This window comes from Rhodanobacter sp. PCA2 (assembly GCF_013620825.1).
Classification (GTDB): domain Bacteria; phylum Pseudomonadota; class Gammaproteobacteria; order Xanthomonadales; family Rhodanobacteraceae; genus Rhodanobacter_A.
The window spans coordinates 44,066-70,454 of record NZ_NJIC01000051.1 but is presented as its reverse complement, the minus strand read 5'-3'; the positions used below and the strand labels follow the sequence as shown (position 1 = coordinate 70,454).

Sequence of the window (26,389 nt, the reverse complement as noted above, 5' to 3'; positions counted from 1 at the left end):
CTCCCCCTCGGCGCGTCGCAGGAACTTTTTACAGGCTGCGGCGTGGTCGCGCCAGCGCCGGCTCAGGGGTTTGATTTCGCGGCGGGCGGCGAGCGTTCGAAGCTGCCGGCGTCGCCGGGAAACACCACCGGGCTTTCGTAGCCGTCGGCGGAAACGGACGACACGCCGAAGAACCAGTCGTCGATCACCACGTCCTTCAGCACGTAGCGGTCGACGTCGCCCACCGCGCGCGCCTGCTGCCATTGCGGCGCGGTGGTGTCGCGCCAGTGCACGCGGTAGCCCGCGGCGCCCGGCACCTTGCGCCAGGCCAGCGTGGTGTCGGTGGCCAGCGCGCCGTGGATGTCCACGCCGGCGGGCGGCGCCGGGGCGCGGCTCAGCGCGGCCATGGTGATCGCGTTGAGCGCGGTGACGCGCGCGAGGTAGCGGAAGTCGATGCCGTCGAGGGTGTCGCCGTAGCGCACGCCGTCCTGCGTGCGCAGGTCCTGGTGCTGGCGGGTGTAGTCCTCGTGCGCCTCGGTGACGCGCACCGCCGGGTAGCCGGCTTCGAGGAACGGCACCTGGTCGCCGCCGCGGCCGTAGCGGTCGGTGCGGTAGACCATGCGCACGCGGAAATCGGGCAGGTACTGGTCGGCCAGTTGCGCCATGGTGCGGGCGAGGTTGCGCGAGGGCGAATCCACCTCGCCGCCGTGGTAGCGGCGGTAGTTTGCCTGCGCCGGCGTCTCGTTGCTGCGCGTGCCTTCGGAGAACACGCGCACCACGGTGTTGTCGCGCACGCCGTTCTGGCCGCGGCTGTTGCCCACGATGTCGTTGTTGAGATCGGCCTCCACCTGCCAGCCGTGCGCGACCGCGTAGTCGGCCAGCAGCTTGCCGCCGTACAGGCCCTGCTCCTCGCCGGACAGCGCGGCGAACACCAGGGTGGCGCGGTTGTCCTGCTTCGACAGCAGCCGCGCCGCCTCGATCAGCGCGGCCACGCCGGAAGCGTCGTCGTTGGCGCCGGGCGCGTCGCTGCTGGCGTTCATCACGTCGGTGACGCGTGAATCGAGATGCCCGGTGATCGCGATCACGCGCTGCGGATCCGTGCTGCCGCGCTTGATCGCCACCACGTCCATCACCTCGGTGGGCTGCGGAACGCGTTGCCCGGCGACCGTCTGCGAGGGCGTCACCACTTCGAGGCAGCCGCCGCAATCGCGCGAGATCGCCTCGAAGCGCGCCTGCACCCAGCGCCGTGCGGCGCCGATGCCGCGGGTGTCCGACCTGGTGTCGGACAGCGTGTGGCGGGTGCCGAAGCCGACCAGCGCGGCGATGCTGGCACGCAGTTCCGTTTCGCTGGGCGCGGTGCCCAGTGCGAGCAACGCGGGTTGCGGGTGCGGCGCCACCGGCACCCCGGCTGTGCCGGCGTACAGCGAGGCGGACAGGGCGAGTCCGCAGCACGAAGACAGGATTCGACGCATCACGACGGCTCCATCGGTCAGGATCGGGACGGGGGCATGGCGGCAGGTTCGCTGCGGCGCGACCGTCCCGGACGGGGCCGGTGGATCGTCGCATCGGCCCGGTCGCGGCACGTTATCGCAATTTCGTGCCGGCCGTCGCGCCTTGCGATGCTTGGGATGCATGGGAAATACGGTTCCATGAAATAGAGATAATCGAAGGTAATTGCCAGTATTCGATCAATGTGAATTGCGTCACGAGGCAATCGGAATTTGTTTCGAATTACGCGCCGCCGTTCCCGGTTGCCGATATGGCTTGTCCGTGAAAAGCCCGTCGTGGCGCCATTTTCAGGCAGACATGCAAATGGCGGACGCAATGGAAAATCGAATTTAATTGCGATTTCGACGATGAGTCGACGGGCCTGCACAAAAATGAAGCGGAAATAAATGATGGTTGCAGCTGCGCCGCAAATTTGCTTTTTCCGATATTGACGACTGCGAATTACATTGCATAGTTTCGAATGATTCGGCCATGGGGAGCATGGCGAATGATTCCGGACGGCGACCGCGGGGGCGGATGCCGTCGGGTACGGCCCGGGGCTTTCCGTGGGGTTCATCCCGCGGCAGCGGCACGGGGCCGCGGAATCGTCGGGCAGCGGAAAACGGCGTCGCACCAGCCTGCGACAGGTGATTGCCACGGGGTCGAACGACCGCGTCAGGTTCGTTCGTCCCCAACAAGCGGGGAAGCACGCCATGCACCATGTCCGTCGGACGTCACCGGTCGTCGCCACCAGGCCGGCAACGGCTTTCCCCGGACCCGCTGCGCAGGCGCGGATGTATGGCGTCTGCGCGCACTACCGCCGGATTCCGGCGTCCTGATGAATGCATGCGGCGCGCAGGGATGCGCGCCGTTTTCGTTCCGGGACGCGAAGCGGCCGCGAGGCATCCCGGACATCCGACATGGGACGTGTCGCCCAGGGGGACACCCGGTACCGCACGCCACGGCGTGCCTGCCGGCACTCAAAACACCACATTCGGGGAGTTGCAATGAAGCAGACCATCCTGAAGACGCTGGCCGTGTCGGTCCTGTTCGGACTGGCGGCGGGTCCGGCGCTGGCGCAGGACAACCACGGCCTGTCGCCGGAGTTCAATCCGTACGCCCCTGCGCACGGCCACGGCTACCGCCACGGCGCGGTGCCGACGCGCGAAGTGCACGAGAAGATGAAGCACTACCGCGACACGCATGCGTCCACCGCGGCGGCGACCAGCACGAACACGCTGAGCTACGGCGGCGGCGTCGACGGCGTGGGCGTGATGGACGGCCACGTGAAGGTCTACATCGTGTACTACGGCAGCCAGTGGGGTACCAGGAGCAGCAACGCCAAGGGCGACGACGTGTTCAGCGGCGACTCCTACGGCGCCGCGGCCGTGGCCGAGGAGATGTTCAAGGGCATCGGCACCGGCAACGAGCTGTGGTCGGCCGACCTGACCCAGTGGTGCGACGGTTCGGGCGTGGCCACCGGTGCCACCAGCTGCCCGTCGACCGCGAGCTTCGTGCCGTACCAGACCGGCGGCGTGTACGCCGGCGCCTGGTACGACAACTCCGCCGCCGCGCCCAGCGCGCCGACCGCGACCGACCTGGCGAACGAGGCGATCAAGGCGGCGGCGCATTTCGGCAACACCGCCGCGGGCTCGAACCGCTACACCTACTACATCGTCATGTCGCCGCACGGCACCGACCCGGACAACTACCAGAGTCCGACCCAGGGCTACTGCGCGTGGCACAACTACACCACCTCGTCGTACGGCGACATCGCCTACAGCAACCAGCCCTACAACATGGACATGGGCGCGAGCTGCGGCGTGAACTTCGTGAACTCCGGCAGTGCCGGCAACCTCGACGGCTGGACGATGACGCTCGGCCATGAATGGCACGAGATGATGTCGGACACCTATCCGGCGGGCGGCTGGACGAACGCGGGCAACGGCCAGGAAAACTCCGACGAATGCGCGTGGATCGCGGCGGGCCAGGCCGGCGGCGCGGCGAACGTGGCGATGGGCACGGGCACCTTCACCGAACAGGCGAGCTGGTCGAACGACACCAACGCCTGCGCGATCTCGCACGCCATCGTGAACCACGGCGGCAGCGGCGGCGGCGGCAGCACGCCGGTGGCGAACTTCACCGACACGGTGAGCGGGTTGACGGTGAACTTCACCGACGCGTCGAGCGACACCGGCGCCACGATCAGCTCGCATTCGTGGAACTTCGGCGACAACACCACGGCGACCACGGCGAACCCCAGCCACACCTATGCGGCAGCGGGCACCTACAACGTGACCGAAACCGTGAAGGACAGCCTCGGCGCGACCAGCAGCAAGAGCGCGTCCGTGACCGTCTCCAGCAGCGGCGGTGGCGGCGGCAGCGGCACCTTCAGCAACAACACCGCGAAGGCGATCAACGACAACGCCACCATCACCAGCAGCATTGCGGTGACCGGCGAGCCGGGCGCGGCGCCCGCCACGCTGCAGGTGCACGTCAACCTCACGCACAACTGGTCGGGCGACCTGGAGATCGACCTGGTCGCGCCGAACGGTGCGTACGCGGTGCTGCAGTCGCCGGACTACAACAACGACGGCAACATCAACGCCACCTGGACCGTCAACGCCTCCTCGGTGCAGGGCAACGGCACCTGGAAGCTGCGGGTGATCGACAACGACCCGTGGTACAGCGGCGACTACGGCACGCTGAACAGCTGGAGCCTGACGTTCTGACGGAAGACACGGCGCGCAGGGATGCGCGCCGTTTCGTTCCGGGGAACGAGGCGACTGCCTCCTGTCCGGGGCGTACAGCAAGGGGACCTGCGGTCCGCGGCCTGCCGGTGCATGCCGCGGGAAATCGAATCCATCGTTCCGGGAGTGCACTTGCATGAAATCAGTTGCGTTGAAAGTCGTCGCGGCATCCGTCCTGCTCAGCCTGGCGTCGGGCGCCTTGCTGGCCCAGTCCGCCAAGGGCGATACGTCGGAGTTCAATCCCTACGCGCCGGCCAGCGGACACGCCTATCGCCACGGCGCGATTCCCACCCGTCCGGTGCAGGAGCTGATGCACCGCTACGCGGCCTCGCGCCATCACGGCGGCAGCTCGAAGACGCTCAGCTACGGCGGCGGCATCAGCGGCGTGGGCGTGATGGACAGCCACGTGAAGGTCTACGTGGTGTACTACGGCAGCCAGTGGGGCACGCAGTCGTTCAACGCCAAGGGCGATGACGTGTTCTCCAACGACGCCTACGGCGCCGCGGCGACGGCCGAGGAGATGTTCAAGGGCGTCGGCACCGGCAACGAGCTGTGGTCCGCCGACCTGACCCAGTGGTGCGACGGCGCGGGCGTGGCCAGGGGCGCCACCAGCTGTCCGTCGACCGCGAGCTTCGTGCCGTACCAGACCGGCGGCGTGTACGCGGGCGCGTGGTACGACAACTCGGCGGCGCCGACCGCGCCGACGGCGACCGACCTGGCGAACGAGGCGATCAAGGCCGCGGCGCACTTCGGCAACACCGCCGCCGGCTCGAACCGCTACACCTACTACATCATCCTGTCGCCGCACGGTTCCGATCCGGACAACTACCAGAGCCCGACGCAGGGCTACTGCGCGTGGCACAACTACACCACCTCGTCGTACGGCGACATCGCCTACAGCAACCAGCCCTACAACATGGATCTGGGCGCGAGCTGCGGCGTGAACTTCGTGAACTCCGGCAGCGCCGGCACGCTGGACGGCTGGACGATGACGCTGGGCCACGAATGGCACGAGACGATGTCGGACACCTATCCGGCGGGCGGCTGGACCAACCCGAGCAACGGCCAGGAAAACTCCGACGAGTGCGCCTGGATCGCGGCGGGCCAGGCTGGCGGCGCGGCGAACGTGGCGATGGGCACGGGCACCTTCACCGAACAGGCGAGCTGGTCGAACGACACCAACTCCTGCGCGATCTCGCACGCGATCCTGCACTGAGGCGGTCCGGGTGAGGCGCGGAGGCGCCTCCCGTGGTCGAAGCGAGGCCCGGCCGGCAACGGCCGGGCTTCTTTCATGGGCGATCGTCACCCCTGGAGCCTGTCGTTCGGGACGCCGCCGGCGCGACATCGAACCTCGCTCCCGATGATTTTCCGCGGCCGCATCGGCCCGGCGTGCGACCATGCGCGGATGACGACGAACACCCCACTGCGCCTGGCCATCATCGGTGGCGGCCCGGCCGGACTGATGGCGGCCGAGGCGGCCTGCGCCGCCGGCATCGCGGTCGACCTGTACGACGCGATGGGCTCGGTGGGCCGAAAATTCCTGCTCGCCGGCAAGGGCGGGCTCAACCTCACCCACGGCGAGCCGTTCGCGCGTTTCGTCGAGCGCTACGGCGAACGGCGCGATGACGTCGCGCGCTGGCTGCGCGACTTCGATGCCGACGCCTTGCGCGCCTGGGCGCGCGGGCTGGGCGTGGAAACCTTCACCGGCAGCTCCGGCCGCGTGTTTCCCGCCGACATGAAAGCCGCGCCGCTATTGCGCCGCTGGCTGCATCGTCTGCGCGAGCACGGCGTGGTCTTCCACATGCACCATCGCTGGCTGGGTTGGCGGCGCGATGGCGCGCTGCGCTTCGCCACGCCGGACGGAGAACGCAATGTTGCCGCCGATGCGGTGGTGCTGGCCCTGGGCGGCGCGAGCTGGCCGCGCCTGGGTTCCGACGGCGCCTGGGTGGAAGTGTTGCGCAAGGCCGGTGCCGACATCGCCCCGCTGCAGAGCGCCAACTGCGGCTTCGAGGTGGACTGGAGCGAGCATCTGCGCAGCCGCTTCGCCGGCGCGCCGCTGAAGGCGGTGGTGGCGCACTGGATCGATCGTCATGGCGATGCACAATCGCGCCAGGGCGAATGCGTGCTCAGCGAATACGGCATCGAGGGCAGCCTCGTGTATGCGATCGGCGCCGACCTGCGCGAACGGATCGCGCAAAGCGGCAACGCACCGCTGCGCCTCGACCTCGCGCCCGGCCTCGCGCAGGACGCGCTGGCCGAACGCCTCGCCGCGCCGCGCGGCAAGCACAGCCTCGGCGACTGGCTGCGCCGCCGTGCGCATCTGGATGCCGCGAAGTGCGCGCTGGTGTTCGAGGGCGCCGACAAGTCCGCGCTCGCCGATCCGCAGGCGCTGGCTGCGCGCATCAAGGCGCTGCCGCTCACGCTGCGCGCACCGCGCCCGCTGGCCGAGGCGATCAGCACGGCCGGCGGCGTGCGGCTGGAAGCGCTGGACGAACACCTGATGCTGCGCGCCCGGCCCGGCACGTTCTGCGCCGGCGAGATGCTGGACTGGGAAGCGCCCACCGGCGGTTACCTGCTCACCGCCTGCTTCGCCAGCGGCCTGCTGGCCGGCCGCGGCGCCGCGGCCTGGCTGCGGCGCCGGACGACGGTCAGCCCAGCGGCCGCACCCGGAAATTGCGGCCCTTGATGCGCCCTGCGCGCAAGCGCTCCAGCGCCTTGTTCGCCAGCGCGCGGGTGATCGCCACGTAGGCGCGGGTGGCGAACACGTCGATCTTGCCGATGTCCTTCGCATCGAGTCCCGCGTCGCCGGTGAGCGCGCCGAGGATGTCGCCGGGGCGCAGCTTGTCCTGCCGCCCCGCGTCGATCACCAGGGTCTTCATCGGTGCGAGGTTGAGCTGCTTGCCGCGCGGCGGCGCCACGCGCAGCGGATGCCAGGGCAGCGGATGGCCGAGCTGTTCCTCGATGTTCGCGGCCTTGGGCCGTTCGCGCGGCGTGACCAGGGTGATGGCGAGGCCGTGTTCGCCCGCGCGGCCGGTGCGGCCGATGCGGTGCGTGTGCGTGTCCGGATCGTGGGCGATGTCGTGGCTCACCACCAGCGGCAGCGCCGCGATGTCGAGGCCGCGCGCGGCCACGTCGGTGGCGACCAGGATGCAGCAGCTGCGGTTGGCGAACTGCACCAGCACCTCGTCGCGGTCGCGCTGCTCCATGTCGCCGTGCAGGGCCAGCGCGGAGTAGCCGCGGCGATCCAGTTCCTGCGCCACGGCGTCCACGTCCTTGCGCATGTTGCAGAAGACGAGCGCGTGCTGCGCCTGTTCCGCGCTGAGCGTGTCCCTGGACAGCAGTTGCGCCAGCGCGTCGATCTTCTGCGCCGGATCGACTTCGTGGAAGCGCTGCTCGATGGTGGTTTCCCCGCTTGGCGTTTCCACCGTCACTTCCACCGGATCGCGCTGCAGGCGCTTGCTCACCGCGCGGATTTCCTCGGCGTAGGTGGCCGAGAACAGCAGCGTCTGGTGATGCTTGGCGATGCGTCCGACGATGTCGTCGATCGCCTCGCTGAAGCCCATGTCGAGCATGCGGTCGGCCTCGTCCAGCACCAGCACCTGGATGCCGCCGCCGTGCAGGCTGCCGCGCTTCAGGTGTTCCTGCACGCGGCCGGGCGTGCCGACCACGATGTGCGGGTCGTGCGTGAGCGAGGCGAGTTGCGGCCCCAGCGGCATGCCGCCGCACAGGGTCAGCAGCTTCACGTTGGGGATGTTCGCCGCGAGCTTGCGGATGGATTTGCCGACCTGGTCGGCCAGCTCGCGCGTGGGGCACAGCACCAGCGCCTGCAGGCGGATCGTTTCCGCCTGCAGGGCCTGCAGCAGGGCCAGCCCGAAGGCGGCGGTCTTGCCGCTGCCGGTGCGCGCCTGCGCGATCACGTCGCGGCCTTCCAGCATCGGCGGCAGGCTTTGCGCCTGCACCGGCGTCATCTCCGTGTAGCCGAGGGCGTCGAGGCTGGCGAGCAGGGCGGGCTTGAGCGGGAGCGTGGCGAAAGTAGTCATGCGCCATGATCGCATGCCGCCGCCCGCACGGCCCGCGACGCCTATGCCAGCGCGGAGTCGATGCGGATCTCGCCGCTCAGCACCTTGTGGATGGGACAGGCGTTGGCGATCTGCAGCAGGCGTTCGCGCTGCGCCTCGTCCAGCGCGCCGCGCAGCGCGATGTGTCGCCGTATCACGTTCGTGCCGGCCGGCGGCGTGCCGTCGGGGTTGAAGTCCAGCGCCACGTCCACGCCCTCCAGCGGCCAGCCCTTGCGCTCGGCGTACATCTTCAGCGTGATCGAGGTGCAGGCGCCCAGCGCGGACAGCAGCAGGCGGTGCGGGTCCGGGCCGGCGTCGGCGCCGTGCAGGTCGGCGGGCTCGTCGGCCAGCCACTGGTGGCCGCGGTCGTCGGCGAGGCGGGTGGTGTAGGGCGTGCCGGCGATCGCGGCGGTCACGTTGGCGGGCGTGCTCATGGCGGGTCCTGCGGGATGGAGAGGGGTTTCCACATCTAGCACGTTGCGCGTTTGCCTGCCCGTTGCCAGGGCCCCGCTTGCATCTGCGCGCGCGGTCGCGGACCCTGTAGGGCCCGTTCCGCCACGTGCCGCCATGGACATCGTCTTCATCGAGGATCTGCGCATCGACGCCGTGATCGGCATCTACGACTGGGAGCGGCGCGTGCGCCAGACCCTGTCGTTCGACATCGAGATGGCGTTCGACAACACCGTGCCGGCCGCCAGCGACGAGATCGCGCTGACGCTGAACTACAAGGACGTGTCGAAGCGGCTGATCGACTACGTCGAGGCCTCCAGCTTCGGCCTGGTGGAAACCCTGGCCGAGCGCTGCGCCGCGATTATCCGCGAGGAGTTCGGCGTGGGCTGGGTGCGGCTGAAGCTGTCCAAGCCCGGCGCGGTGCGCGGCGCGAAGGCGGTGGGCGTGCGCATCGAGCGCGGCACGCGGCCGTAGCCGTCCTGCGGCGCAGGCCACCCGGCCCGTCGCCGGGCCGGACCTATACCGAGGAGCGAAGCGAATGGCTTCCCTGCAACAACTGATGGACCTGCCGGGCATGCGCACCGTGCTGGGCCTGCTGGCCCTGCTGCTGCTGGCGTGGCTGGCCGGCGTGCTGGTGCGCGGCGTGCTGGTGCGCGTGGTGCACCGCATCGCCGCGCGCACCGAGTGGCACTGGGACGATGCGCTGTGCCGGCGCCGCACCTTCCTGTGGCTGGCGCGCACGGTGCCGGCGCTGATCGTGCAATACGGCATCGCGCTGGTGCCGGACGTGCCGGACCGGCTGGCGCAGGTGGTGGGCAACGTCGCCGAGGCGTTGCTGGTGCTGTTCGTGGCCATGGCGATCGCCGCCGCGCTGTCGGCGCTGGAAGACCTCTACCGCGACACGCCGCGCGGCCGCGAGCGTTCGATCAAGGGCGTGATGCAGCTCGCGAAGATCGCGCTGTTCGTGGCGGCCGGGCTGGTCGTCGTCACCGCGCTCACCGGGCAGGAGATCGGCCTGCTGCTGTCGGGGCTGGGCGCGATGTCGGCGGTGCTGATGCTGGTGTTCAAGGACACCATCCTGGGCTTCGTGGCCGGCGTGCAGCTGTCCTCCAACGACATGCTGCGGGTGGGCGACTGGATTGAGGTGCCCCAGCTCAATGCCGACGGCGACGTGATCGACATCGCGCTGCACACGGTGAAGGTGCGCAACTGGGACAAGACCATCACCACCATCCCGAGCTGGCGGCTGATTTCCGACTCGTACAAGAACTGGCGCGGCATGCAGGAGACCGGCGGCCGGCGCATCAAGCGCGTGATCACCATAGACGCGGGCAGCGTGGGCTTCCTCGACGCCGCGACGCTGGAGCGCCTGGCGCGGCTGCACCTGCTGGCGGGCTACCTGTCGGCCAAGCAGCAGGAAGTGGCCGAGTGGAACCGGGCGCTGGGCGAGGCGGACGCGGTGGCGGCCAACCGGCGCCGGCTCACCAACCTCGGCACGTTCCGCGCCTATGCGCAGGCCTACCTGGACGACCATCCGCGCATCCACCACGGCCTCAGCTGCATGGTGCGCCAGCTTGCCAGCGGTCCGCAGGGCATCCCGCTGGAGCTGTACTGCTTCACCGCCACCGTGGCATGGGCCGAGTACGAGGGCATCCAGGCGGACATCTTCGACCATCTTTTCGCGCTGCTGCCGGAGTTCGGCCTGCGCCTGTACCAGCAGCCCAGCGGCCACGATCTGCAGGCCGGGCTGGCGCGACTGGGCGAAGGGCAGGCAGAATCGCGGACTTTCCAGCCCGCGACACCGTGATGGCCCGCGTCTACCTCAGCCTGGGTTCCAACCAGCAACCGCACCGCTACCTGCGTGCCGCGCTGGACGAACTGCGCGCGCGCTTCGGCGCGATCGTGGTGTCGCCGGCCTACCGCAGCCGCTCGGTGGGCTTCGACGGCGCGGACTTCGTGAACCTCGCGGTGGGCCTGGACACCGAGCTCGCCCCCGGCGCCTTGAACGACTGGCTGCACGCGCTGGAAGACCGCCACGGCCGCCGCCGCGACGTGCCGCGCTATTCGGACCGCACGCTGGACCTGGACATCGTGCTGTACGGCGACGAGGTGATCAGCGGCCCGGGCCATCTGCAGATCCCGCGCAAGGAACTCCGCCACGCGTTCGTGCTGAAGCCGCTGGCCGATATCGCGCCGCAGCTGCGCCACCCCGTCAGCGGGCAGACCATGGCCGCACTGTGGGCGGCGTTTCCCAAGGAGCGCGAGCCGCTCACGCCCGAGCCGCTGTAGCCGTCCAGCACTGTCGCCGCAACGCGGGCGGTGCTAGAAGAACGGCTCACATCGGATGCAGGGGTGGTTGGCATGGCCGGAAAGTTCGCCCGCAGCTGGGCGTTGATGAAGGCGAGCGCGGGCGTGCTGCGCTCGGACAAGTCGCTGCTGCTGTTCCCGCTGCTGTCGGGACTGTGCAGCATCGTGGTGGCGGCGAGTTTCCTGTTGCCGGTGGTGCTGGCCATGGCCGGCCACCGCGGCGGCGACCTCGACGGCGGCCGCTTCGCGCCCATGTACTACCTGGTGCTGTTCGCGTTCTACCTGGTGCAGTACTTCGTGATCGTGTTCTTCAACACCGCGCTGGCCGGCGTGGCCCTGCGGCGCCTGCGCGGCGAGCCGGCGGGCATGGCCGACGGCTTCGCGCTGGCGCGTTCGCGGCTGGGCAGCATCTTCGGCTACGCGCTGATCGCCGCCACGGTGGGCCTGTTCCTGCGCGCGCTGCAGGAGCGGCTGGGCCTGGTCGGCCGCTTCGTGGTGGGCCTGCTGGGCCTGGCATGGACGGTGGCGACGTTCCTGGTGGTGCCGGTGCTGGCCAGCGAGGGCGTCGGCCCGGTCGATGCGGTGAAGCGCAGCGCGGAGCTGCTGAAGCAGACCTGGGGCGAGAACCTGATCGGCAACGCCGGGCTGGGCGTGGTGTTCGGCGTGGTGTTCTTCCTCGCGGCGCTGGTCGCGGGAATGCTGGTGTTCGGCGCGGTCGCCACCCAGTCCAGCGCCGTCATCGTGCCGGTGGTCGTGCTGGTGGCGATCGGCCTCGTGCTGCTGGGGCTGGTGCAGTCCACCCTGCAGGGCATCTACGCCGCGGCGCTGTACCGCTACGCGGAAGCGGGCGAAGTGGGCGGCGGTTTCGACCAGGCGCTGCTGGAGTCGGCGTTCCGCCGCAAGGGTTGAGCACCGGTCCATGGATGGATCGCGCGCCAGTCGGCCGCGTGCGCGGCTGGGTGGCGGAGCCGGGTCCGGACATGCACCGGACTCGGCGAGCCGAGAAAGTGCAGGCTGCACTTTCCCGACACCGGACTACGTCGCCAGCGTGCGGCCGCCATCCACGCGGATGATCTGGCCGGTCACGTAGGGCGCGTCGCGCAGCAGCCACAGCACGGCGCCGGCCACGTCTTCGGGCGAGCCGGCGCGGCCCAGCGGGGTGCGCGCCAGCATGGCCTGCTGGTCGGCGTACGGCTTGCCGTCGCTCGGCCACAGCACGGCGCCGGGCGCCACGCCGTTGACGCGTACATCGGGCGCGAGGTCCAGCGCCAGCGAGCGCGTCATCGCTGCGAGCGCGGCCTTCGCCATGCAGTAGATCGGGTGGTCCGCCAGCGGGCGCTCGGCGTAGATGTCCACGATGTTCACGATGGCGCCGCGCGCGGCGCGCAGCGCGGGCGCGGCCGCCTGGGCGAGGAAGAACGGTGCCTGCGCGTTCGACGCGAACAGCTCGTTCCATTGCGCGACGGTGGCCGAACCCACGGGCGTGGGATGGAAGGCGGAGGCGTTGTTGACCAGCGCGTCCAGCCTTTCGTAGCGGGCGAGCGCGGTGTCCACCAGCGCGGGCAGCGCATGCGGATCGGCCAGTTCGGCTTGCAGGACGAGGGTACTGCCGGCGCGCGCGTGTTCCAGTTCGGCCGCCAGCGCCTCGGCTTCCGCCACCGAGCGGCGGCAGTGCAGGGCGAGGTCGTAGCCGGCCGCGTGCAGCGTGCGCGCGATCACCGCACCCACGCGCTTGCCCGCGCCGGTGACCAGGGCGACGGGACGTTCATGGCGTGGCGGCATGCGGCGTTCCTGCACGGCGACGGGATGGACAAGCTTGCCGGATCGGCGCGGCCGCGTCACCCGCGGCCGTGCCTCAGGTTTCGTCCGACGGCGGGCGGCGCTTGCGCGTGGCGACCTTGCGTACCGCACTGGCGAGCTTGCCCGTGGCCTTGCGTGCCGGTGGAACGCCGTGCTGTGCGAGCGGCGGAGGTTCCGTTGGCGCATCGCCGGTCTGGTATTCGATGCCGTGGTCGAACAGCTCCATGGTGGTGGCGGCCACCTGTCCGGTGTCGTAGTACGCGTAGGCGCCCACGCCCAGCGCGCCGATCACCGGCAGCCAGCGCGACACGCCTTCGCCCACCGCGCGCTGGCTGAGTTTCACGCCGAGATGCTTGGCGATGCGTTCCACCACCGCGTACGACATGGGGCGGAACAGCAGGCGGTCGCCCATGCGCACCACCAGGTCGCGGAACGCCTGCGCCGCGGTATGGCGGAACAGGCAGTACAGCATCTGCTCGCGGCCCAGCTCGGCGTGGCGGCCGTAGGCGGCGGCGATGTCGCTGACCATCTGCGCCTGGATCCGCCAGATCGCCACCAGCTCCGGCAGCACGGTGAGCCAGCCCAGCGGCCCGGGCGGCAGCGCGAGCGTGCCGGCGGTGAGCGCGGCGCGTTGCGCGGCGCGGCCGGCGAGCTGGCGCGCCTGTGCTTTCGGATCGGCCGCGCCGTCCACCTTGCTGTCGGGGATGCGGCTGACGAAATCGAGGATGGCCTGGGTGACGCGGTTCGCCTCCTCGTGCTTGCCGATCACCGCCGGAACCTGGCGGCTGCTCCCGGCGCGATCGCCCTCGGGCGGGCGTTGCTGGCTCATGGCGCACTCCATGGGCGCGCCGGCTGGCGCGTGCAGGCCAGTCTAGGCGCCTGGCATGAAGCGGCGCCCAATCGGCGTGCGTCTTCACGCGACCATGACTTGTGGCCCGGGTCGGCTGCGGTCGATGTCGGTAATGTTATAACATTACGAAAATTGATCCGGCCCGCGTGGGCCGGAGCCGCCCCAGACTGGAACCCGCGCCTCATGAAGCTTTCCCCGCTTGCCCTCGGTCTCGCCGCCGCGCTGTGCCTGATCTCCTCCCGTGCGAACGCGGGCGATGCCCCCGCCGGCGCCGCCGTCGCGCCCGCCACGCCCACGGACGACACCCAGGGCGCCACGCGCAACAAGCCGGCGCCCAAGGTGCACGAGCTCGGCGCGATCAGCGTCTCCGCCGCGCTGGACCAGGCGCGCAACGCGCTGTCGCCGGACACCGGTTCCAGCCAGTACGTGATCGACCAGAAGGCGATCCAGGCGCTGCCGCTGGGCGCGGCCACGCCGTTGAACCAGGTGATCCTGCAGGCGCCGGGCGTGGTGCAGGATTCCTACGGCGGCCTGCACGTGCGCGGCGACCACGCGAACCTGCAGTACCGCATCAACGGCGTGATCGTGCCCGAGTCCATCTCCGGCTTCGGCCAGACGCTGGACACGCGCATGATCCAGAGCGTGAACCTGCTGGACGGCGCGCTGCCCGCGCAGTACGGCCTGCGCACCGCCGCGGTGGTGGACATCACCACCAAGAGCGGGCACGACCTCGGCAACGGCGGCAGCGTGGGCATCACCGGCGGTTCGTTCGGCATGCTCAATCCCAACGCCTCGATCTGGGGCAGCACCGACCGCTGGAGCTGGTACCTCACCGGCAACTATCTGGAGAACGACGTGGGCATCGAGAACCCCACGTCCAGCCGCAAGCCGGTGCACGACCACACCAACCAGGTGAAGGGCTTCGGCGACATCTCCTACCTGATCGACAACGACACCCGCCTGTCCTTCATGTTCGGCGTCACCAACAACCGCTTCCAGATCCCGAACAACCCGGGCCAGGAGCCGCAGTTCGGCTATCTCGGCCTCACCGAATTCGACTCCGCCAGGCTCAACGAGCGGCAGCGCGAGAACACCCGCTTCGGCGTGCTCAGCCTGCAGGGCAAGCTGGGCGGCACCGATTACCAGGTGTCGCTGGGCCAGCGCTACACCAGCCTGACCTACAGCCCCGACCTGGTCGGCGACCTGATGTTCAACGGCGTCGCCGCGAACGTGGGCCGCAGCAACCGCGCCAGCACGCTGCAGGCGGACTTCTCCACCCCGCTCAACGACACCCACACCTTGCGCTACGGCGTGTACGGCAGCTTCGAGCGCGCCGCCAGCGGCAACGACGCCTGGGTGTTCCCCGCGGACGCCGACGGCAACCAGAGCAGCACCACGCCGATCAACATCGTCGACAACAACAAGCTGATCGCGAAAACCTGGTCGGCCTACGTGCAGGACGAATGGAGCATCGGCCAGGATTGGACGGTGAACTACGGCCTGCGCGGCGACCAGTACACGCTGGCCGGCACCACCAGCAGCCAGCTCAGCCCGCGCCTGGGCGTGGTCTGGCAGGCCACCGACAGCACCACCGTGCACGCCGGCTACTCGCGCTATTTCACGCCGCCCGCCACCGAGATGATCACCACCTCGAACATCGACCGCTTCGACGGCACCACCAACGCGGTGTCCAGCCCCGGCAACGCGCAGCCGCTGGCCGAGCGCGCCGACTACTTCGACCTGGGCATCTCGCAGAACTTCGGCAAGGCCTGGACGCTGGGCCTGGACAGCTACTACCGCAAGCTGCACCGCCTGCAGGACGAAGGCCAGTTCGGCCAGGCGCTGGTCTATTCCACGTTCAACTACCGGCTGGGCCGCGTGGCCGGCGTGGAGTTCACCGCCAGCTACGACAGCGGCCCGTGGTCCGGCTACTTCAACTTCGCGTACAGCAAGGCGATGGGCAAGGACGTGATCACCAGCCAGTACAACTTCAGCCCCGACGACCTGGCCTACATCGCGAACCACTACATCCACCTCGACCACGACCAGAAGTACAGCTCGTCCGGCGGCATCAGCTACGCGCTGGGCGACGGCACCAGGCTGGGCGCGAACTACCTGTTCGGCACCGGCCTGCGCAGCGACGGCGCGGTGCCGAACGGCGCGCACCTGCCGGCGTACTTCCAGCTCGACCTCAGCGTGTCGCACGATTTCGCGTTCGACGGGTTCGGCAAGCTGCACACCCAGCTCGCGCTGATCAACGCGCTGGACCGTACCTACGAACTGCGCGACGGCACCGGCATCGGCGTGGGCGCGCCGCAGTTCGGCCCGCGCCGCGGCGTGTACCTCAGCCTGCAGAAGGATTTCTGACCTTGAACCCCCTCTCCCCTCCGGGGGGAGGGCTGGGGTGAGGGGGCGGGTCTTGCGGCCAGCTTCCAGAAGGCATCGAGCGCCATCCGCTATGCTGGCGGCGTTCTCCGGCAACGATCCCGACGATGGCATCCCGACTCCCCGAACCCGGCGCCGACGAGCGCGCGCATTCCGACCGCCTGCTGCGCCAGTTGCGCGAACAGATCGCCGTCCACGGGCCGATGCCGTTCTCGCAGTTCATGGAGCGCAGCCTGTACGCGCCGGGGCTGGGCTATTACAGCGCGGGCAAGACCAAGTTCGGCGAGGCGGGCGATTTCGTCACCGCGCCGGAGCTGGGCGAGTTGTTCGCGCGTTGCGTGGTGCACGCCGTCGCGCCGGTGCTGGCCGCGCTGGGCGACGAGGCGGACTTCCTGGAACTGGGCGGCGGCAGCGGCGCGTTCGCCGCGGCGGCGCTGCGCGCGTTCGCTGCGTCCGGCGTGCTGCCGCGCCGCTACCTGATCCTCGAACCCAGCGCGGACCTGCGCGAACGCCAGCGCGAACGCCTTGCCGCGCTGCCGGCGGAACTCGGCGCGCGCGTCGAATGGCTGGACCGTCCGCCGGAACAGGACTGGCGCGGCGTGCTGTTCGCGAACGAGGTGATCGACGCGTTGCCCACCACGCGCATCGCGATGAAGGGCGGCGAGGTGTACGAGGAATACGTGGCGCTGGACGGCGAGGGGCGGCTGATGCGCGTGGACCGGCCCGCCGACGCGCTGGTGGCCGGCGCGGTGCGCCATGTCGAGCGCGACCTGGGCGCGGATTTCCCCGAAGGCTACCGCACCGAGATCCTGCCGCAGCTGCCGTACTGGCTGCAGGCCGTGGCCGGCGCGCTGGAGGCCGGCCTGATGCTGTTCGTGGACTACGGCTACGTGCGCCGCGAGTACTACCGCGCCGAGCGCAGCGACGGCACGCTGATGGCGCACTACCGCCACCACGCGCACGCCGATCCGCTGTGGCTGCCCGGCCTCAACGACCTCACCGCCTCGGTGGATTTCACCGCGCTGGCCGAGGCCGGCAACAGCGCCGGCTTCGGCGTGGCCGCCTACCTGCCGCAGGCGCAGTTCCTGATCGCCAGCGGCCTGCAGGAAGCGTTCGAGAGCGCGCACGCCCAGGCCGCCGACGAGGCTGCGCGCTACCGGCTGGCGCAGGAAGTGAAGCGGCTGACGCTGCCCGACCGCATGGGCGAACGCTTCCAGGCGATGCTGCTGGCGCGCGGCATCGAGGCGCTGCCGCTGCCGGCGGAACTGCTGGCCGCCGACCAGGGCGACCGCCTGTAGCGTCCACGCGCGGGCCATCCGGCGCCGTGAAGAATCCGTGACGACGGCGCCGCGCTGGCCGCGGCGGCACGGCGCGTGCAGAATCGCCGGATGGAGACGCAGTACGACGCGATCGTGATCGGCAGCGGCATCAGCGGCGGCTGGGCGGCGAAGGAACTCTGCGAGCAGGGCCTGAAGACACTGGTGCTGGAACGCGGCCGCGACGTGCAGCACATCAAGGACTATCCCACGATGGCGCTGCGCCGCTGGGACTTCGACCTGCGCGGCGACAACCCCCGTGCGTGGAACGAGGCGAACCCGCTGATCTCGCGCGCCGCCGGCTACGACGCCACGACGAAGCATTTCTTCGTCGAGGACGCCGACCATCCCTACGTGCAGGAGAAGCCCTTCCTGTGGGTGCGCGGCTACCAGGTCGGCGGCAAGTCGCTGATCTGGGGTCGCGCCAGCGCGCGCTGGTCGCCGATGGATTTCGAGGCGCCGGCGCGGCTGGGCTACGGCATCCCCTGGCCGATCGGCTACGACGACGTCGCGCCGTGGTACGCCCACGTCGAGAAATTCATCGGCGTCTGCGGCAGCCGCGAAGGCATCGCCACCATGCCGGACGGCGAGTACCTGCCGCCCTATGAACTGAACGCGGTCGAGCAGCACCTGCGCAGCGTGCTCAGGGAGAAGTTCGACCGCCACTACGTCTCCGGCCGCTGGGCGCACGTCACCGAGGCGCAGGAGATCCATCGCCAGCAGGGTCGCGCGACCTGCCGCAACCGCAACCTGTGCATGCGCGGCTGCCCGTTCGGCGGCTACTTCAGCTCGAACGCGAGCACGCTGCCGTGGGCGCGCAAGACCGGCAACCTCACCGTGCGACCGTTCTCGGTGGCGCACTCGATCATCTACGACGAGGCGACGCAGCAGGCGAGCGGCGTCAAGGTGATCGACGCGAACACGCACGAGGAGCTGGTGTTCAGCGCGAAGGTGATCTTCGTCAACGCCTCGGCGCTGAACTCCACGCTGATCCTGCTCAACTCCACCTCGAAGCGCTTCCCGCACGGCCTCGGCAACGACCACGACGTGCTCGGCCGCTACGTCGGCTTCCACAACTACCGCGCCGGCATGAGCGGGGAGATCGACGGTTTCGAGGATTCGTACTACGAGGTGTACAAGCCCGCCGAGAGCATCATCCCGAACTTCCGCAACGTGGGCAGGCAGGACACGGATTTCCTCGGCGGCTACGTGATCTTCAGCGGCGCCAGCCGGCGCCTGATGGACGACCGCGACATGCATGGCGAGGCGGTCGGCGCGAACTACAAGCAGGCGGTCAGCCGGCCGGGCAAGTGGACTGCGTACATGTACATGCAGGGCGAGACCCTGCCCAAGGCCTCGAACCACGTGCGCCTGTCGCCCGACCGCAGGGACCGCTGGGGCGTCCCGCAACTGGTCGTCTCGGTGGGCTACGACGACAACGACGACCGCATGGTGCGCGACTTCCTCGCCGAAGGGCGCCGCATGCTGGAAACCGCAGGCTTCACCCACGTCAACGCGACCGACAACCACCAGCCGCCGGGCCTGGACATCCACGAGATGGGCGGCGCGCGCATGGGCGCCGACCCGAAGACCTCGATGCTCAACGCGCACAACCAGCTGCACCTGTGCCGCAACGTCTACGTCACCGACGGCGCATGCATGACCAGCACCGGCAGCCAGAGCCCGTCCATCCTGTACATGGCGCTGACCGCGCGCGCCGCGAACCATGCCGCCGCGCAGTTGCGCCGGCACGGCAGGATCGCCTGATGGACCGCCGCGAACTGCTGCGCGCGATCGCGGCATGGACCGGCAGCGCATTCGTCGGCGCGGACCGCCTGCTTGCGGCCGAACTGCCCGCGGCCGCCGCGGGCAGGCCGCAGCAGGTCGTGCTGTTCGACGAAATCGCCGAGACCATCCTGCCGCGCACCGACACGCCCGGCGCGAAGGATGCCCAGGTCGGCGCCTACGTCGCGCGCTATTCGGCCGCCTGCTACACGCCGGCCAACCTCGCCATCCTTCATGCCGGCCTGGTCGAGCTGGATGCGCGTGCGCACCAGGCCCACGGCACCGGTTTCCTGCGCTGCAGCGGCCCGCAGAAGCAGGCGCTCCTGGCGGCGGTCGACGCCGAGGCGAAGCGCCACGCGCAGGCATCCGGTGCGGACCACGGCCCGCCGCCGCACTGGTTCACGCTGTGCAAGCAGCTGGTGCTGTTCGGTTTCTTCACCTCGGAAGCGGGCGAGACGCAGGTGGCGCGCTACCGGCCGGTGCCCGGCCCGTACAAGGGCGTCGTGCCGTACCGGGGCGAGACGTTCTGGGCATGGTGAGCGGCCGCCATCCACTTCCACACGGAGCCATCCCGATGAAATTCGCATTCCTGCTGCTTGGCGTCGCGCTGGCGTTCGGCGCGCATGCCGCCGACCATGTGGCTGCCCCTGCGAACACCCTCACCGCCGCACAGCAGCGCGAAGGCTGGAAACTGCTGTTCGACGGCAAGTCCACCGCGGGCTGGCACCGCTACAACGAAACGACCATCGGCAAGGCGTGGAAGGTCGACGGCGACAGCCTGCATCTCGACACCAGCCACATGAAGGACGGCTGGCAGGCGCCCGACGGCGGCGACATCGTCCACGACGGCGCGTACGCCAACTTCGATCTCCGGCTGGAATGGAAGATCGCCACCGCCGGCAACAGCGGCGTGATGTTCTACGTGCAGGAAGGGAAGCAGTACCCGTATCCGTGGCATACGGGCATCGAGTCGCAGGTGCTGGACAACGTCGCCGCCGACGACGCGAAGTACGAGAAGCACCGCGCCGGCGACCTGTACGACCTGATCGCCGCCAAGCCCGGGGCCGTGCGCCCCGCGAACGAGTGGAACCGGCTGGAGATCGTCAGCGACCACGGCCACCTGGTGGAGAAGCTCAACGGCGTGGTGGTGCTGGAAACCACGCTGTGGGACGCGGACTGGAAGCGGCTGGTCGCCGGCAGCAAGTTCCGCGACATGCCGGGCTTCGGCATGTTCCGCTCCGGCAAGGTCGCGCTGCAGGACCACGGCGCCGACGTGTGGTTCCGCAACATCATGATCCGCGAGTTGAAGTAGCGCGCTGCGGCGGCGCGCGGCCCGTGCGGGCCGCTGCGCCGCGGGCGTCGTTCACTTCGCCGCCGGCACCGCCGCGCCGCGTCCCAGCGCCATGCCCTTCAGCACGTTGAGCGCCTGCGCCAGCGCGTAGTCGTTGGTGGCGAGCGTGCCCTCGGCGGCGCTGCCGTCGGCGTCGATGTTGCCGGCGGCCTTCGCGTTCTCGTTCGCGAGGTGGTTCGGCAGGTCGGCCTCGGAGCTGACCAGTTCCGGCGCCGCGTCGACCTTGCGCACGCTGAGGTCGGCGAGCGGGATGTCGGGCTTGATGCCCTCGGCCTGGATCGAGGTGCCGTTCGGCGTGTAGTAGCGCGCGGTGGTGAGCTTCACCGCGTGCTCGGCGTCCAGCGGCAGCACGGTCTGCACCACGCCCTTGCCGAAGGTGCGCTGGCCGATCAGCAGCGCGCGATGGTTGTCCTTCAGCGCGCCGGAGACGATCTCGGCGGCGGAGGCGGTGCCGTGGTTCACCAGCACCACCAGCGGCGCGCCCTTCAGCAGGTCGCCGGGATGCGCGCCGAAGCTCATGTTGGAATCGGCCAGGCGCCCGCGCGTGGTGACGATGGTGCCGGAGTCGAGGAAGTCGTCGCTCACCGAGACCGCGGCGGTGAGCAGGCCGCCGGGGTTGTTGCGCAGGTCCAGCACCGCGCCCTTGGGCGTGCCGTCCTTGCCCACCATGGCGGACAGCTTGCGCTCCAGGTCGGCCGCGGTGTCGCTCTGGAACTGGGTGATGCGGATGTAGTCGTAGCCAGGTTCGAGCTGGCGCACCTTCACGCTGGTGATCGCGATGTTCTCGCGCGTGAGGTGCATGTCCACCGGGTTGTCGCTGCCCTTGTGCAGGATGGTGAGCGTGATCTTGCTGCCGGGCTTGCCGCGCAGCTTCTTGAACATGCCGTCCACGTTCTGCGGATCGACCAGCATGCCGTCGATCTTCACGATGCTGTCGCCGGGCCGCACGCCCGCACGCGAGGCCGGCGTGTCGTCGATCGGGGTGACGATCACCAGGCCGCCGTCCTGCTGCAGCACCTCGATGCCCAGGCCGCTGTACTGGCCGGTGGTGTCCTCGTCGAGCTGGGCCAGGCCTTCCTTGTCCAGGTATTCGCTGTGCGGGTCGAGGCCGGCCAGCATGCCGGTGATCGCGTCCTTCATCAGCGCGTGGTTGCCCACCGGCTCGACGTAGGCCTGGCGCACGATGTCGTAGACGCGGCTGAAGCGGCGGATGTCCTGCAGGTCGACCTGGTTGTCGGCGGCCTTGGCGGGCGCGTCGGCATGGACGTGGGTGGGCGCCAGGTCGGTGGGCGGCTCGGGCGCGCTGGCGGCCGGCGCGGGCGCGATCTGCGCGTGGGCGAAGGGCGCCGCCAGCAGCAGGGCGCACAGGGTAGACGTGGGAAACCGCATGGAACGACTCCGGGGAAGGGGTGCACCCGCCGCGCGGGCGGCGGGTGTGGACGGTGCCAGCCTGCGACGATGGCCGGCGGCCGTCAACGGGGCTGGCTGAACGGATTCCCGCGTTCGGCGGTCAGCGGTGCTGGCTGAGCCAGCTGCGCGGGTCCACCGGCTGGCCGTCGCGGCGCAGCTCGAAATACACGCCGGTGTTGACGCCGGTGGGCGCGCTGGCGGTGCCCACCGCCTGGCCGGCGGCGACCGCGTCGCCCACGCCGTGCAGCACCGTCTCGTTGTTGCCGTACATGCTCATCCAGCCGTTGCCGTGGTTGAGGATCACCAGCATGCCGTAGCCACGCAGGAAGCCGGCGTAGACCACCCGGCCGTTCGCCACCGCGTGCACCTCGCTGCCGCCGGGGGAACGGATCAGCACGCCGTTGCCGTAGCGGCGCACGTCGCCGGCCGCCGGCCACGGCAGGTTGCCGCGGATGTTCGCGCCGGCATCGCCCACTTCCAGCGGCGGCGGCGCCTTGCCGCCGTGCTTGCGCGCGGCCGCCTGGCGCGCGGCCTCGCGCGCGGCGGCTTCGCGCATCGCCTTGTCGATCTGCTTCTGCAGGCGGTCGACCAGCGCGTTGAGCGATTGCTCGTCCTGCTTCAGCGCGGCCAGCCGCTGGGCCTGGTTCTGGTAGGTGGCGTCGGCCTCGGCGGCCAGCTTCTGCTGGCTGGCGCGCTGCTGCGCCAGTTGCCTGCTCTGCTTTTCGCGCTGGGCGCGCCGGGCCTGCAGCGCCTGCTGCTCGGCGGTGATCTGTTCCTCCAGCGTCTGCAGCTGCGCCAGGCTGGCCATCAGCTGCTGCACCTTCTGCACGCGGTCCTGCTGGAAGTACTTCGAGTAGACCAGCGCACGCGCGACGCGGCCCACGTCCTCGTTGTCCAGCAGCAGGCGCAGGTCGGAGCCGTGGCCCAGCGCATAGCTGGCGCGCAGCAGGTCGGCGATCGCGGCCTTCTGCCCGGCCAGCTTCTGCTTCAGTTCGGCGCGCTGCTGCTGCAGCTGCTCCAGCTGCTGCTGCTTGGCGGCGATCTCGGCGTCGGTCTGGCGCAGGGTGCGCGCGGCGGCGGCCAGCGCGGTGGTCTGCTTGGCCAGTTCGGTGTTGAGCTGGTCGCGGCGCTCGGCGGTGGCGGCCTGCTGCTTGCCCAGCGCCTGCACCTCCTGATGCACGTTGCTCAGCTTCTGCTTCGCGGCGGCCTGCTCGGCCTGGCTCTTGTCCTGGCGCGCCTGCGCGGGCGCGACGGCGAGGGCGGCGCCGAGTGCCGCGGCGGCGAGAACGGAAAGGCGGGCGACGCGGACGGGGCTGGGCATCGGCCGATTATCGCCGAGCCCGCGGGCGGGGGCGAGCCGCCCGCGGGCGATCGTTCATGCGCCGGCGCCGGCCCTGCGGGCCGGCGCGGAGTCAGCGTGCGGCAACGGCCGCGGCGGCGGGCGTGGCCGGCAATCCCAGCGACTTGCGCAGTTCGGCGCGTGCCGCGTCGTAATCCGCCTGCCATGAGGGATCGTCCAGCAAGCGGCCGCCGAGCACGGTGCCGGCGAGCCGTCCGCCTTCCACGTCGCTGGGGTAGTGCACGCCCATCACGATGCGGTGGTGGGCGTACAGGTCGGCGCGGGCGAAGATCGCGGCGCGCCGTTCCGGCACCATGTTCGCCAGCAGCACCGCCTCGGTGTAGCCGAGCGTGGAGTGGCCGCTGGGGTAGCTCCAGTCGTCGGGCTTTTCCTCGCTCAGCGGATGCACCGCGTGCGACACCAGCACCGGGCGCGGGTGGTGCCAGAACGCCTTCACCGCCTTCACCTCGCCCTTGTCGTAGGCCACCACGCGGGTGAAGAACGCCGCCGTGTGCGGCAGCTGTTCCGGCGTGAACGCCGCGCCGAACACGTCGGCGAAGCGGAACACGCTGTGCAGCCGGTCGGCCTGGGCCGCCGCGATCTCCGCGTGCGTGCGGTGGGCCTGCACGGCGAGCACGCCGTTGATGTCCTGCCGCGCCGCCGCCGAACCGGCGGCGGGCGGCGGCGGCAGCAGCGCCGCGAGATCGACCACCGGCCCGTTGCCGTCGGCCAGTGCGGGCTGGGCGATCAGCAATGCCAATGCGAGCAATGCGCAGCGCTTCATCAGAACAGGTCCGCGGTGATGGTGAAGTTGAAGTTGCGCGCCGGGATGGTGAAGTACAGCGGCGTGCTGTCCGCGCCGGTGGTGCCGGCCAGCGCGTTGATGTGGGTGTTGTCGAAGATGTTGTTGAGCTGCACGCCGATCTTCAGGTCCTTCACGTCGGCGATGTGCGGATCGAAGCGGTAGCTGGCGGTGAAATTGGTGATCGCATAGCCGCCGATGGGCGTGTCGTCTTCCGCGTTGGCGGTGTAGTAGGTCTTGCCGACGAACTTGTCGACCAGCGACACATAGGCCGGGCCGTTGCTGTAGATCAGGCCCAGCGCGGCGGTCTTGTGCGGCGTGTTCGCGTTCCAGGCGTTGTCCGTGGTCTGGATCGCGCGGTTCAGCGAGCCGTTGGCGTAGATGCTGAAGCCCGCGCCCAGCATGTAGGTGCCTTCCAGCTCGATGCCTTTGTAGTGCACGCCGCCGCCGTTGTAGAACTCCGAGATGCCGGCGACGTTGTGCTTCTGCACGAAGTTGTTGAAGTTGATCTTGTAGACGTCGCCGGACAGCGTCAGGCGGTCGTTGGTCCAGGTGGTGCCGAGCTGGATGTTGGTGGTCTTCTCGGGCGCCACCACGCTGTCGGAAACCGCCGGGTTCGGCACGTAGAACAGGTTGAGGTTCGGCGCCAGGTAGCCCTTCGCCCATTGCGCGTACGCGGTCCAGTTCTGGCTGAACGCGTAGTGGAACGAGGCCGACGGCAGGGTGGCGGTCCACTTCTTGGAGTAGTTCAGCGGGGTGCCGGTCTTCTGGTTCACCGGCGCATTGATGTCGCGCTTGAAGTCGTTGTACTTCACGCCGCCGATGAAGTAGGCGTTGTCGGCGATGTTCCACTGGTATTCGAGGTATGGCTGGATCGTGACCAGGGTGTCGTTCATCCGGCGGTCCGCCGATGCCAGCTGCAGGTTCGACGCGCCCGGATTGACCACGGGGTTCAGCTGGTTCGTCGTGTCGTCGAACTCGTACAGCCAGCGGATGTCGTCCTGGTGGTCGTACCAGATGCCGGTGCGCACTTCGCCCGGGCCGAGGTCCCTGGCCAGGCGGAAGATGTCGCCCCACGAGCGGTTCGTGTTGCGCATGTGCTGGCCGGGCACGTTGTCCGGGCCGTAGAAGGTGCCGTTCGGCGTTTCGCCGTTCGGATCCTCGCCGTTGAAACCGAAGTGGTTGTAGCCGTAGGTGTAGACCTTGTTGTCGATCTTCCAGCCGTCGAGTTCCGAATGCAGGCCGATGTAGCCCAGGTTGGTGTTGATCTTGTCCTGGTTGTAGCGGTAGTAGGCCTGGCTGGTCGGGTCGTTGTTGAGGCCGTAGTTGTTGCCGAACTGGGCGAGCTGCGCCTTGGTGGCGCCGAACGGCACGTACTGGTTGAGCTTGTTCCACATCGCCGCGAAGGTCAGCGTGGTGTTCTCGCCCACCGGCTGCACCAGCTTGGCGAACACGCTCTGGCGGCGCTGGCCGGCGTAGGTGAGGTAGCCGTCCGACTCGCTGTTCTGCACATTGACCACCGCGCGGGTGCCGCTGCCGGTGAAGCTGCCGGTGTTGATGTTGGCGCCTTCCACCGTGGTGGCCCAGCTGCCCAGGCTGAAGTACGGACTGATGCCGAAGTCCTTGCGCGGGCTGATCGAGTCCACCGTGATGGTGCCGCCGAACGTGGCGTTGCCCAGCGTGCTGGCCGTGCCCGGGCCGCGGTCGACGGCGACGCTGCCGGTCTGCTGGTTGGTGAAGTACGAGGTGGAGTGGTGGGTGAAGTCGTTGGAGTCCATCCACGGGATGCCGTCGAACGTCACGTTGTACTGGCCGTCCTGGAAGCCGCGGATCGAGACCACCGCCGACTCCATCAGGCCGGAGCCGTTCGGCGTCACCGTGTACACGCTGGGCGAGATCGCCGCCGCGTCGGTGTAGTCGCCGGTCGGCGCGATGTTTTCCTGCAGGTACAGGCTGCCCACGATGGACTGCGGCTCGATCGCCAGCATGGAGCCCTGCGTGGGCGCCACGTCGTTCACGGTGGTGGCGGCGTTCACCTGCACCGCGCTCAGGTCCTTGGCGTCCTGGGGTTTGGCAGGGGCCGCGTCCGCCGCCGGCGCGGACGGCGCCCCGTTCGCATTGTCGTCGGCGCGGACCGGCGCCGCCACCGCGAGCGCGATGGAGAGGGCGAGCAGGGCGGGCGCGCAGTGGCGAAGGGCAGGCGTGGACTGGGGCATGGGTGGTTCCGTGAAGTGGGGGTAAAGGCGTGGCGCGGCACGCTAGACCCCATGCATGACAGTCATGCAACAAAAAGAAGATACGAATCAGTGGGATACGTCG

General features: G+C 69.6%; 22 protein-coding genes. 13 read left to right on the top strand and 9 right to left on the bottom strand.

The annotated features are described in order from the left end of the window. Nucleotides 1-62: 62 nt before the first annotated feature. On the bottom strand, nucleotides 63-1,451 hold the full coding sequence (locus PCA_RS16140; protein WP_181303647.1) for a M28 family metallopeptidase: 1,389 nt from the start codon (nucleotides 1,449-1,451) through the stop codon (nucleotides 63-65). Nucleotides 1,452-1,531: 80 nt separating this feature from the next. Between PCA_RS16140 and PCA_RS16135 the strand changes: the two genes are divergently transcribed. The 4 genes from PCA_RS16135 (at nucleotide 1,532) to PCA_RS16120 (ending at nucleotide 6,903) form a co-directional block, all read left to right on the top strand. Continuing rightward, a complete protein-coding gene (locus PCA_RS16135) occupies nucleotides 1,532-1,753 on the top strand; it encodes a hypothetical protein (RefSeq protein ID WP_181303639.1) in 222 nt (73 codons plus the stop codon). A gap of 721 nt (nucleotides 1,754-2,474) precedes the next feature. Beyond that, on the top strand, nucleotides 2,475-4,199 hold the full coding sequence (locus tag PCA_RS17745; RefSeq protein ID WP_304624820.1) for a proprotein convertase P-domain-containing protein: 1,725 nt from the start codon (nucleotides 2,475-2,477) through the stop codon (nucleotides 4,197-4,199). Nucleotides 4,200-4,353: 154 nt separating this feature from the next. Beyond that, entirely contained in the window at nucleotides 4,354-5,433 is a 1,080-nt protein-coding gene (locus PCA_RS16125; RefSeq protein WP_181303637.1) for a hypothetical protein, read from the top strand. Nucleotides 5,434-5,622: 189 nt separating this feature from the next. Continuing rightward, nucleotides 5,623-6,903: a TIGR03862 family flavoprotein gene (locus tag PCA_RS16120; RefSeq protein WP_181303636.1), complete on the top strand. Its 1,281-nt coding sequence runs from the start codon at nucleotides 5,623-5,625 to the stop codon at nucleotides 6,901-6,903. On the opposite strand, the gene dbpA is transcribed toward PCA_RS16120, so the two are convergent. Beyond that, complete coding sequence (gene dbpA / locus PCA_RS16115; RefSeq protein WP_181303635.1) at nucleotides 6,866-8,257, bottom strand: ATP-dependent RNA helicase DbpA; 1,392 nt, start codon at nucleotides 8,255-8,257, stop codon at nucleotides 6,866-6,868. The two genes, PCA_RS16120 and dbpA, sit on opposite strands and share 38 nt — an antisense overlap. Nucleotides 8,258-8,298: 41 nt before the next feature. Beyond that, a complete protein-coding gene (locus tag PCA_RS16110; RefSeq protein WP_181303634.1) occupies nucleotides 8,299-8,709 on the bottom strand; it encodes an OsmC family protein in 411 nt (136 codons plus the stop codon). A gap of 133 nt (nucleotides 8,710-8,842) precedes the next feature. Here PCA_RS16110 and folB point away from each other — a divergent pair, with 133 nt between their 5' ends. From folB to PCA_RS16090, 4 genes are all read left to right on the top strand, one after another. Next, nucleotides 8,843-9,199, top strand: a complete 357-nt coding sequence (gene folB / locus PCA_RS16105; protein WP_181303633.1) for a dihydroneopterin aldolase — start codon at nucleotides 8,843-8,845, stop codon at nucleotides 9,197-9,199. A 64-nt stretch (nucleotides 9,200-9,263) separates the two neighbouring features. Continuing rightward, nucleotides 9,264-10,532 (top strand): mechanosensitive ion channel domain-containing protein, encoded by a 1,269-nt coding sequence (locus PCA_RS16100; RefSeq protein WP_181303632.1) that lies wholly within the window; start codon nucleotides 9,264-9,266, stop codon nucleotides 10,530-10,532. Further along, nucleotides 10,532-11,014, top strand: coding sequence for a 2-amino-4-hydroxy-6-hydroxymethyldihydropteridine diphosphokinase (gene folK, locus PCA_RS16095; RefSeq protein ID WP_181303631.1), 483 nt, complete (start codon nucleotides 10,532-10,534; stop codon nucleotides 11,012-11,014). Before PCA_RS16100 ends, folK begins: the two co-directional genes overlap by 1 nt. Before the next feature lie 72 nt (nucleotides 11,015-11,086). Then, nucleotides 11,087-11,941, top strand: coding sequence for a DUF6159 family protein (locus PCA_RS16090; RefSeq protein WP_181303630.1), 855 nt, complete (start codon nucleotides 11,087-11,089; stop codon nucleotides 11,939-11,941). Nucleotides 11,942-12,067: 126 nt separating this feature from the next. Here PCA_RS16090 and PCA_RS16085 read toward each other — a convergent pair whose 3' ends face one another. Together PCA_RS16085 and PCA_RS16080 are read right to left on the bottom strand one after the other, a co-directional pair. Continuing rightward, nucleotides 12,068-12,814: a pteridine reductase gene (locus PCA_RS16085; RefSeq protein WP_181303629.1), complete on the bottom strand. Its 747-nt coding sequence runs from the start codon at nucleotides 12,812-12,814 to the stop codon at nucleotides 12,068-12,070. A 73-nt stretch (nucleotides 12,815-12,887) separates the two neighbouring features. After that, the gene (locus tag PCA_RS16080) at nucleotides 12,888-13,661 is read right to left on the bottom strand and encodes a hypothetical protein (protein ID WP_181303628.1); all 774 of its coding nucleotides are present in this window, start codon (nucleotides 13,659-13,661) and stop codon (nucleotides 12,888-12,890) included. A gap of 204 nt (nucleotides 13,662-13,865) precedes the next feature. On the opposite strand from PCA_RS16080, the gene PCA_RS16075 reads away from it, so the two are divergent. The 5 genes from PCA_RS16075 to PCA_RS16055 all read left to right on the top strand — a co-directional run bounded on the left by PCA_RS16075 (nucleotide 13,866) and on the right by PCA_RS16055 (nucleotide 20,480). After that, complete coding sequence (locus PCA_RS16075; RefSeq protein WP_181303627.1) at nucleotides 13,866-16,049, top strand: TonB-dependent receptor; 2,184 nt, start codon at nucleotides 13,866-13,868, stop codon at nucleotides 16,047-16,049. A 125-nt stretch (nucleotides 16,050-16,174) separates the two neighbouring features. Further along, the gene (locus PCA_RS16070; RefSeq protein ID WP_181303626.1) at nucleotides 16,175-17,365 is read left to right on the top strand and encodes an SAM-dependent methyltransferase; all 1,191 of its coding nucleotides are present in this window, start codon (nucleotides 16,175-16,177) and stop codon (nucleotides 17,363-17,365) included. Nucleotides 17,366-17,455: 90 nt separating this feature from the next. Next, complete coding sequence (locus PCA_RS16065; protein ID WP_181303625.1) at nucleotides 17,456-19,150, top strand: GMC family oxidoreductase; 1,695 nt, start codon at nucleotides 17,456-17,458, stop codon at nucleotides 19,148-19,150. Continuing rightward, nucleotides 19,150-19,707 (top strand): gluconate 2-dehydrogenase subunit 3 family protein, encoded by a 558-nt coding sequence (locus PCA_RS16060; RefSeq protein WP_181303624.1) that lies wholly within the window; start codon nucleotides 19,150-19,152, stop codon nucleotides 19,705-19,707. Before PCA_RS16065 ends, PCA_RS16060 begins: the two co-directional genes overlap by 1 nt. Nucleotides 19,708-19,742: 35 nt before the next feature. Then, nucleotides 19,743-20,480 (top strand): DUF1080 domain-containing protein, encoded by a 738-nt coding sequence (locus PCA_RS16055; RefSeq protein ID WP_181303623.1) that lies wholly within the window; start codon nucleotides 19,743-19,745, stop codon nucleotides 20,478-20,480. A 51-nt stretch (nucleotides 20,481-20,531) separates the two neighbouring features. Here PCA_RS16055 and PCA_RS16050 read toward each other — a convergent pair whose 3' ends face one another. The 4 genes from PCA_RS16050 to PCA_RS16035 all read right to left on the bottom strand — a co-directional run bounded on the left by PCA_RS16050 (nucleotide 20,532) and on the right by PCA_RS16035 (nucleotide 26,286). Beyond that, nucleotides 20,532-21,908: a S41 family peptidase gene (locus PCA_RS16050; protein WP_181303622.1), complete on the bottom strand. Its 1,377-nt coding sequence runs from the start codon at nucleotides 21,906-21,908 to the stop codon at nucleotides 20,532-20,534. Between the two features lie 121 nt (nucleotides 21,909-22,029). Then, the gene (locus PCA_RS16045; protein WP_181303621.1) at nucleotides 22,030-23,250 is read right to left on the bottom strand and encodes a peptidoglycan DD-metalloendopeptidase family protein; all 1,221 of its coding nucleotides are present in this window, start codon (nucleotides 23,248-23,250) and stop codon (nucleotides 22,030-22,032) included. 91 nt (nucleotides 23,251-23,341) lie between these two features. Further along, complete coding sequence (locus PCA_RS16040; protein WP_181303620.1) at nucleotides 23,342-24,052, bottom strand: phosphatase PAP2 family protein; 711 nt, start codon at nucleotides 24,050-24,052, stop codon at nucleotides 23,342-23,344. Then, on the bottom strand, nucleotides 24,052-26,286 hold the full coding sequence (locus PCA_RS16035) for a TonB-dependent receptor (protein ID WP_181303619.1): 2,235 nt from the start codon (nucleotides 26,284-26,286) through the stop codon (nucleotides 24,052-24,054). Before PCA_RS16035 ends, PCA_RS16040 begins: the two co-directional genes overlap by 1 nt. Nucleotides 26,287-26,389 lie beyond the last annotated feature (103 nt).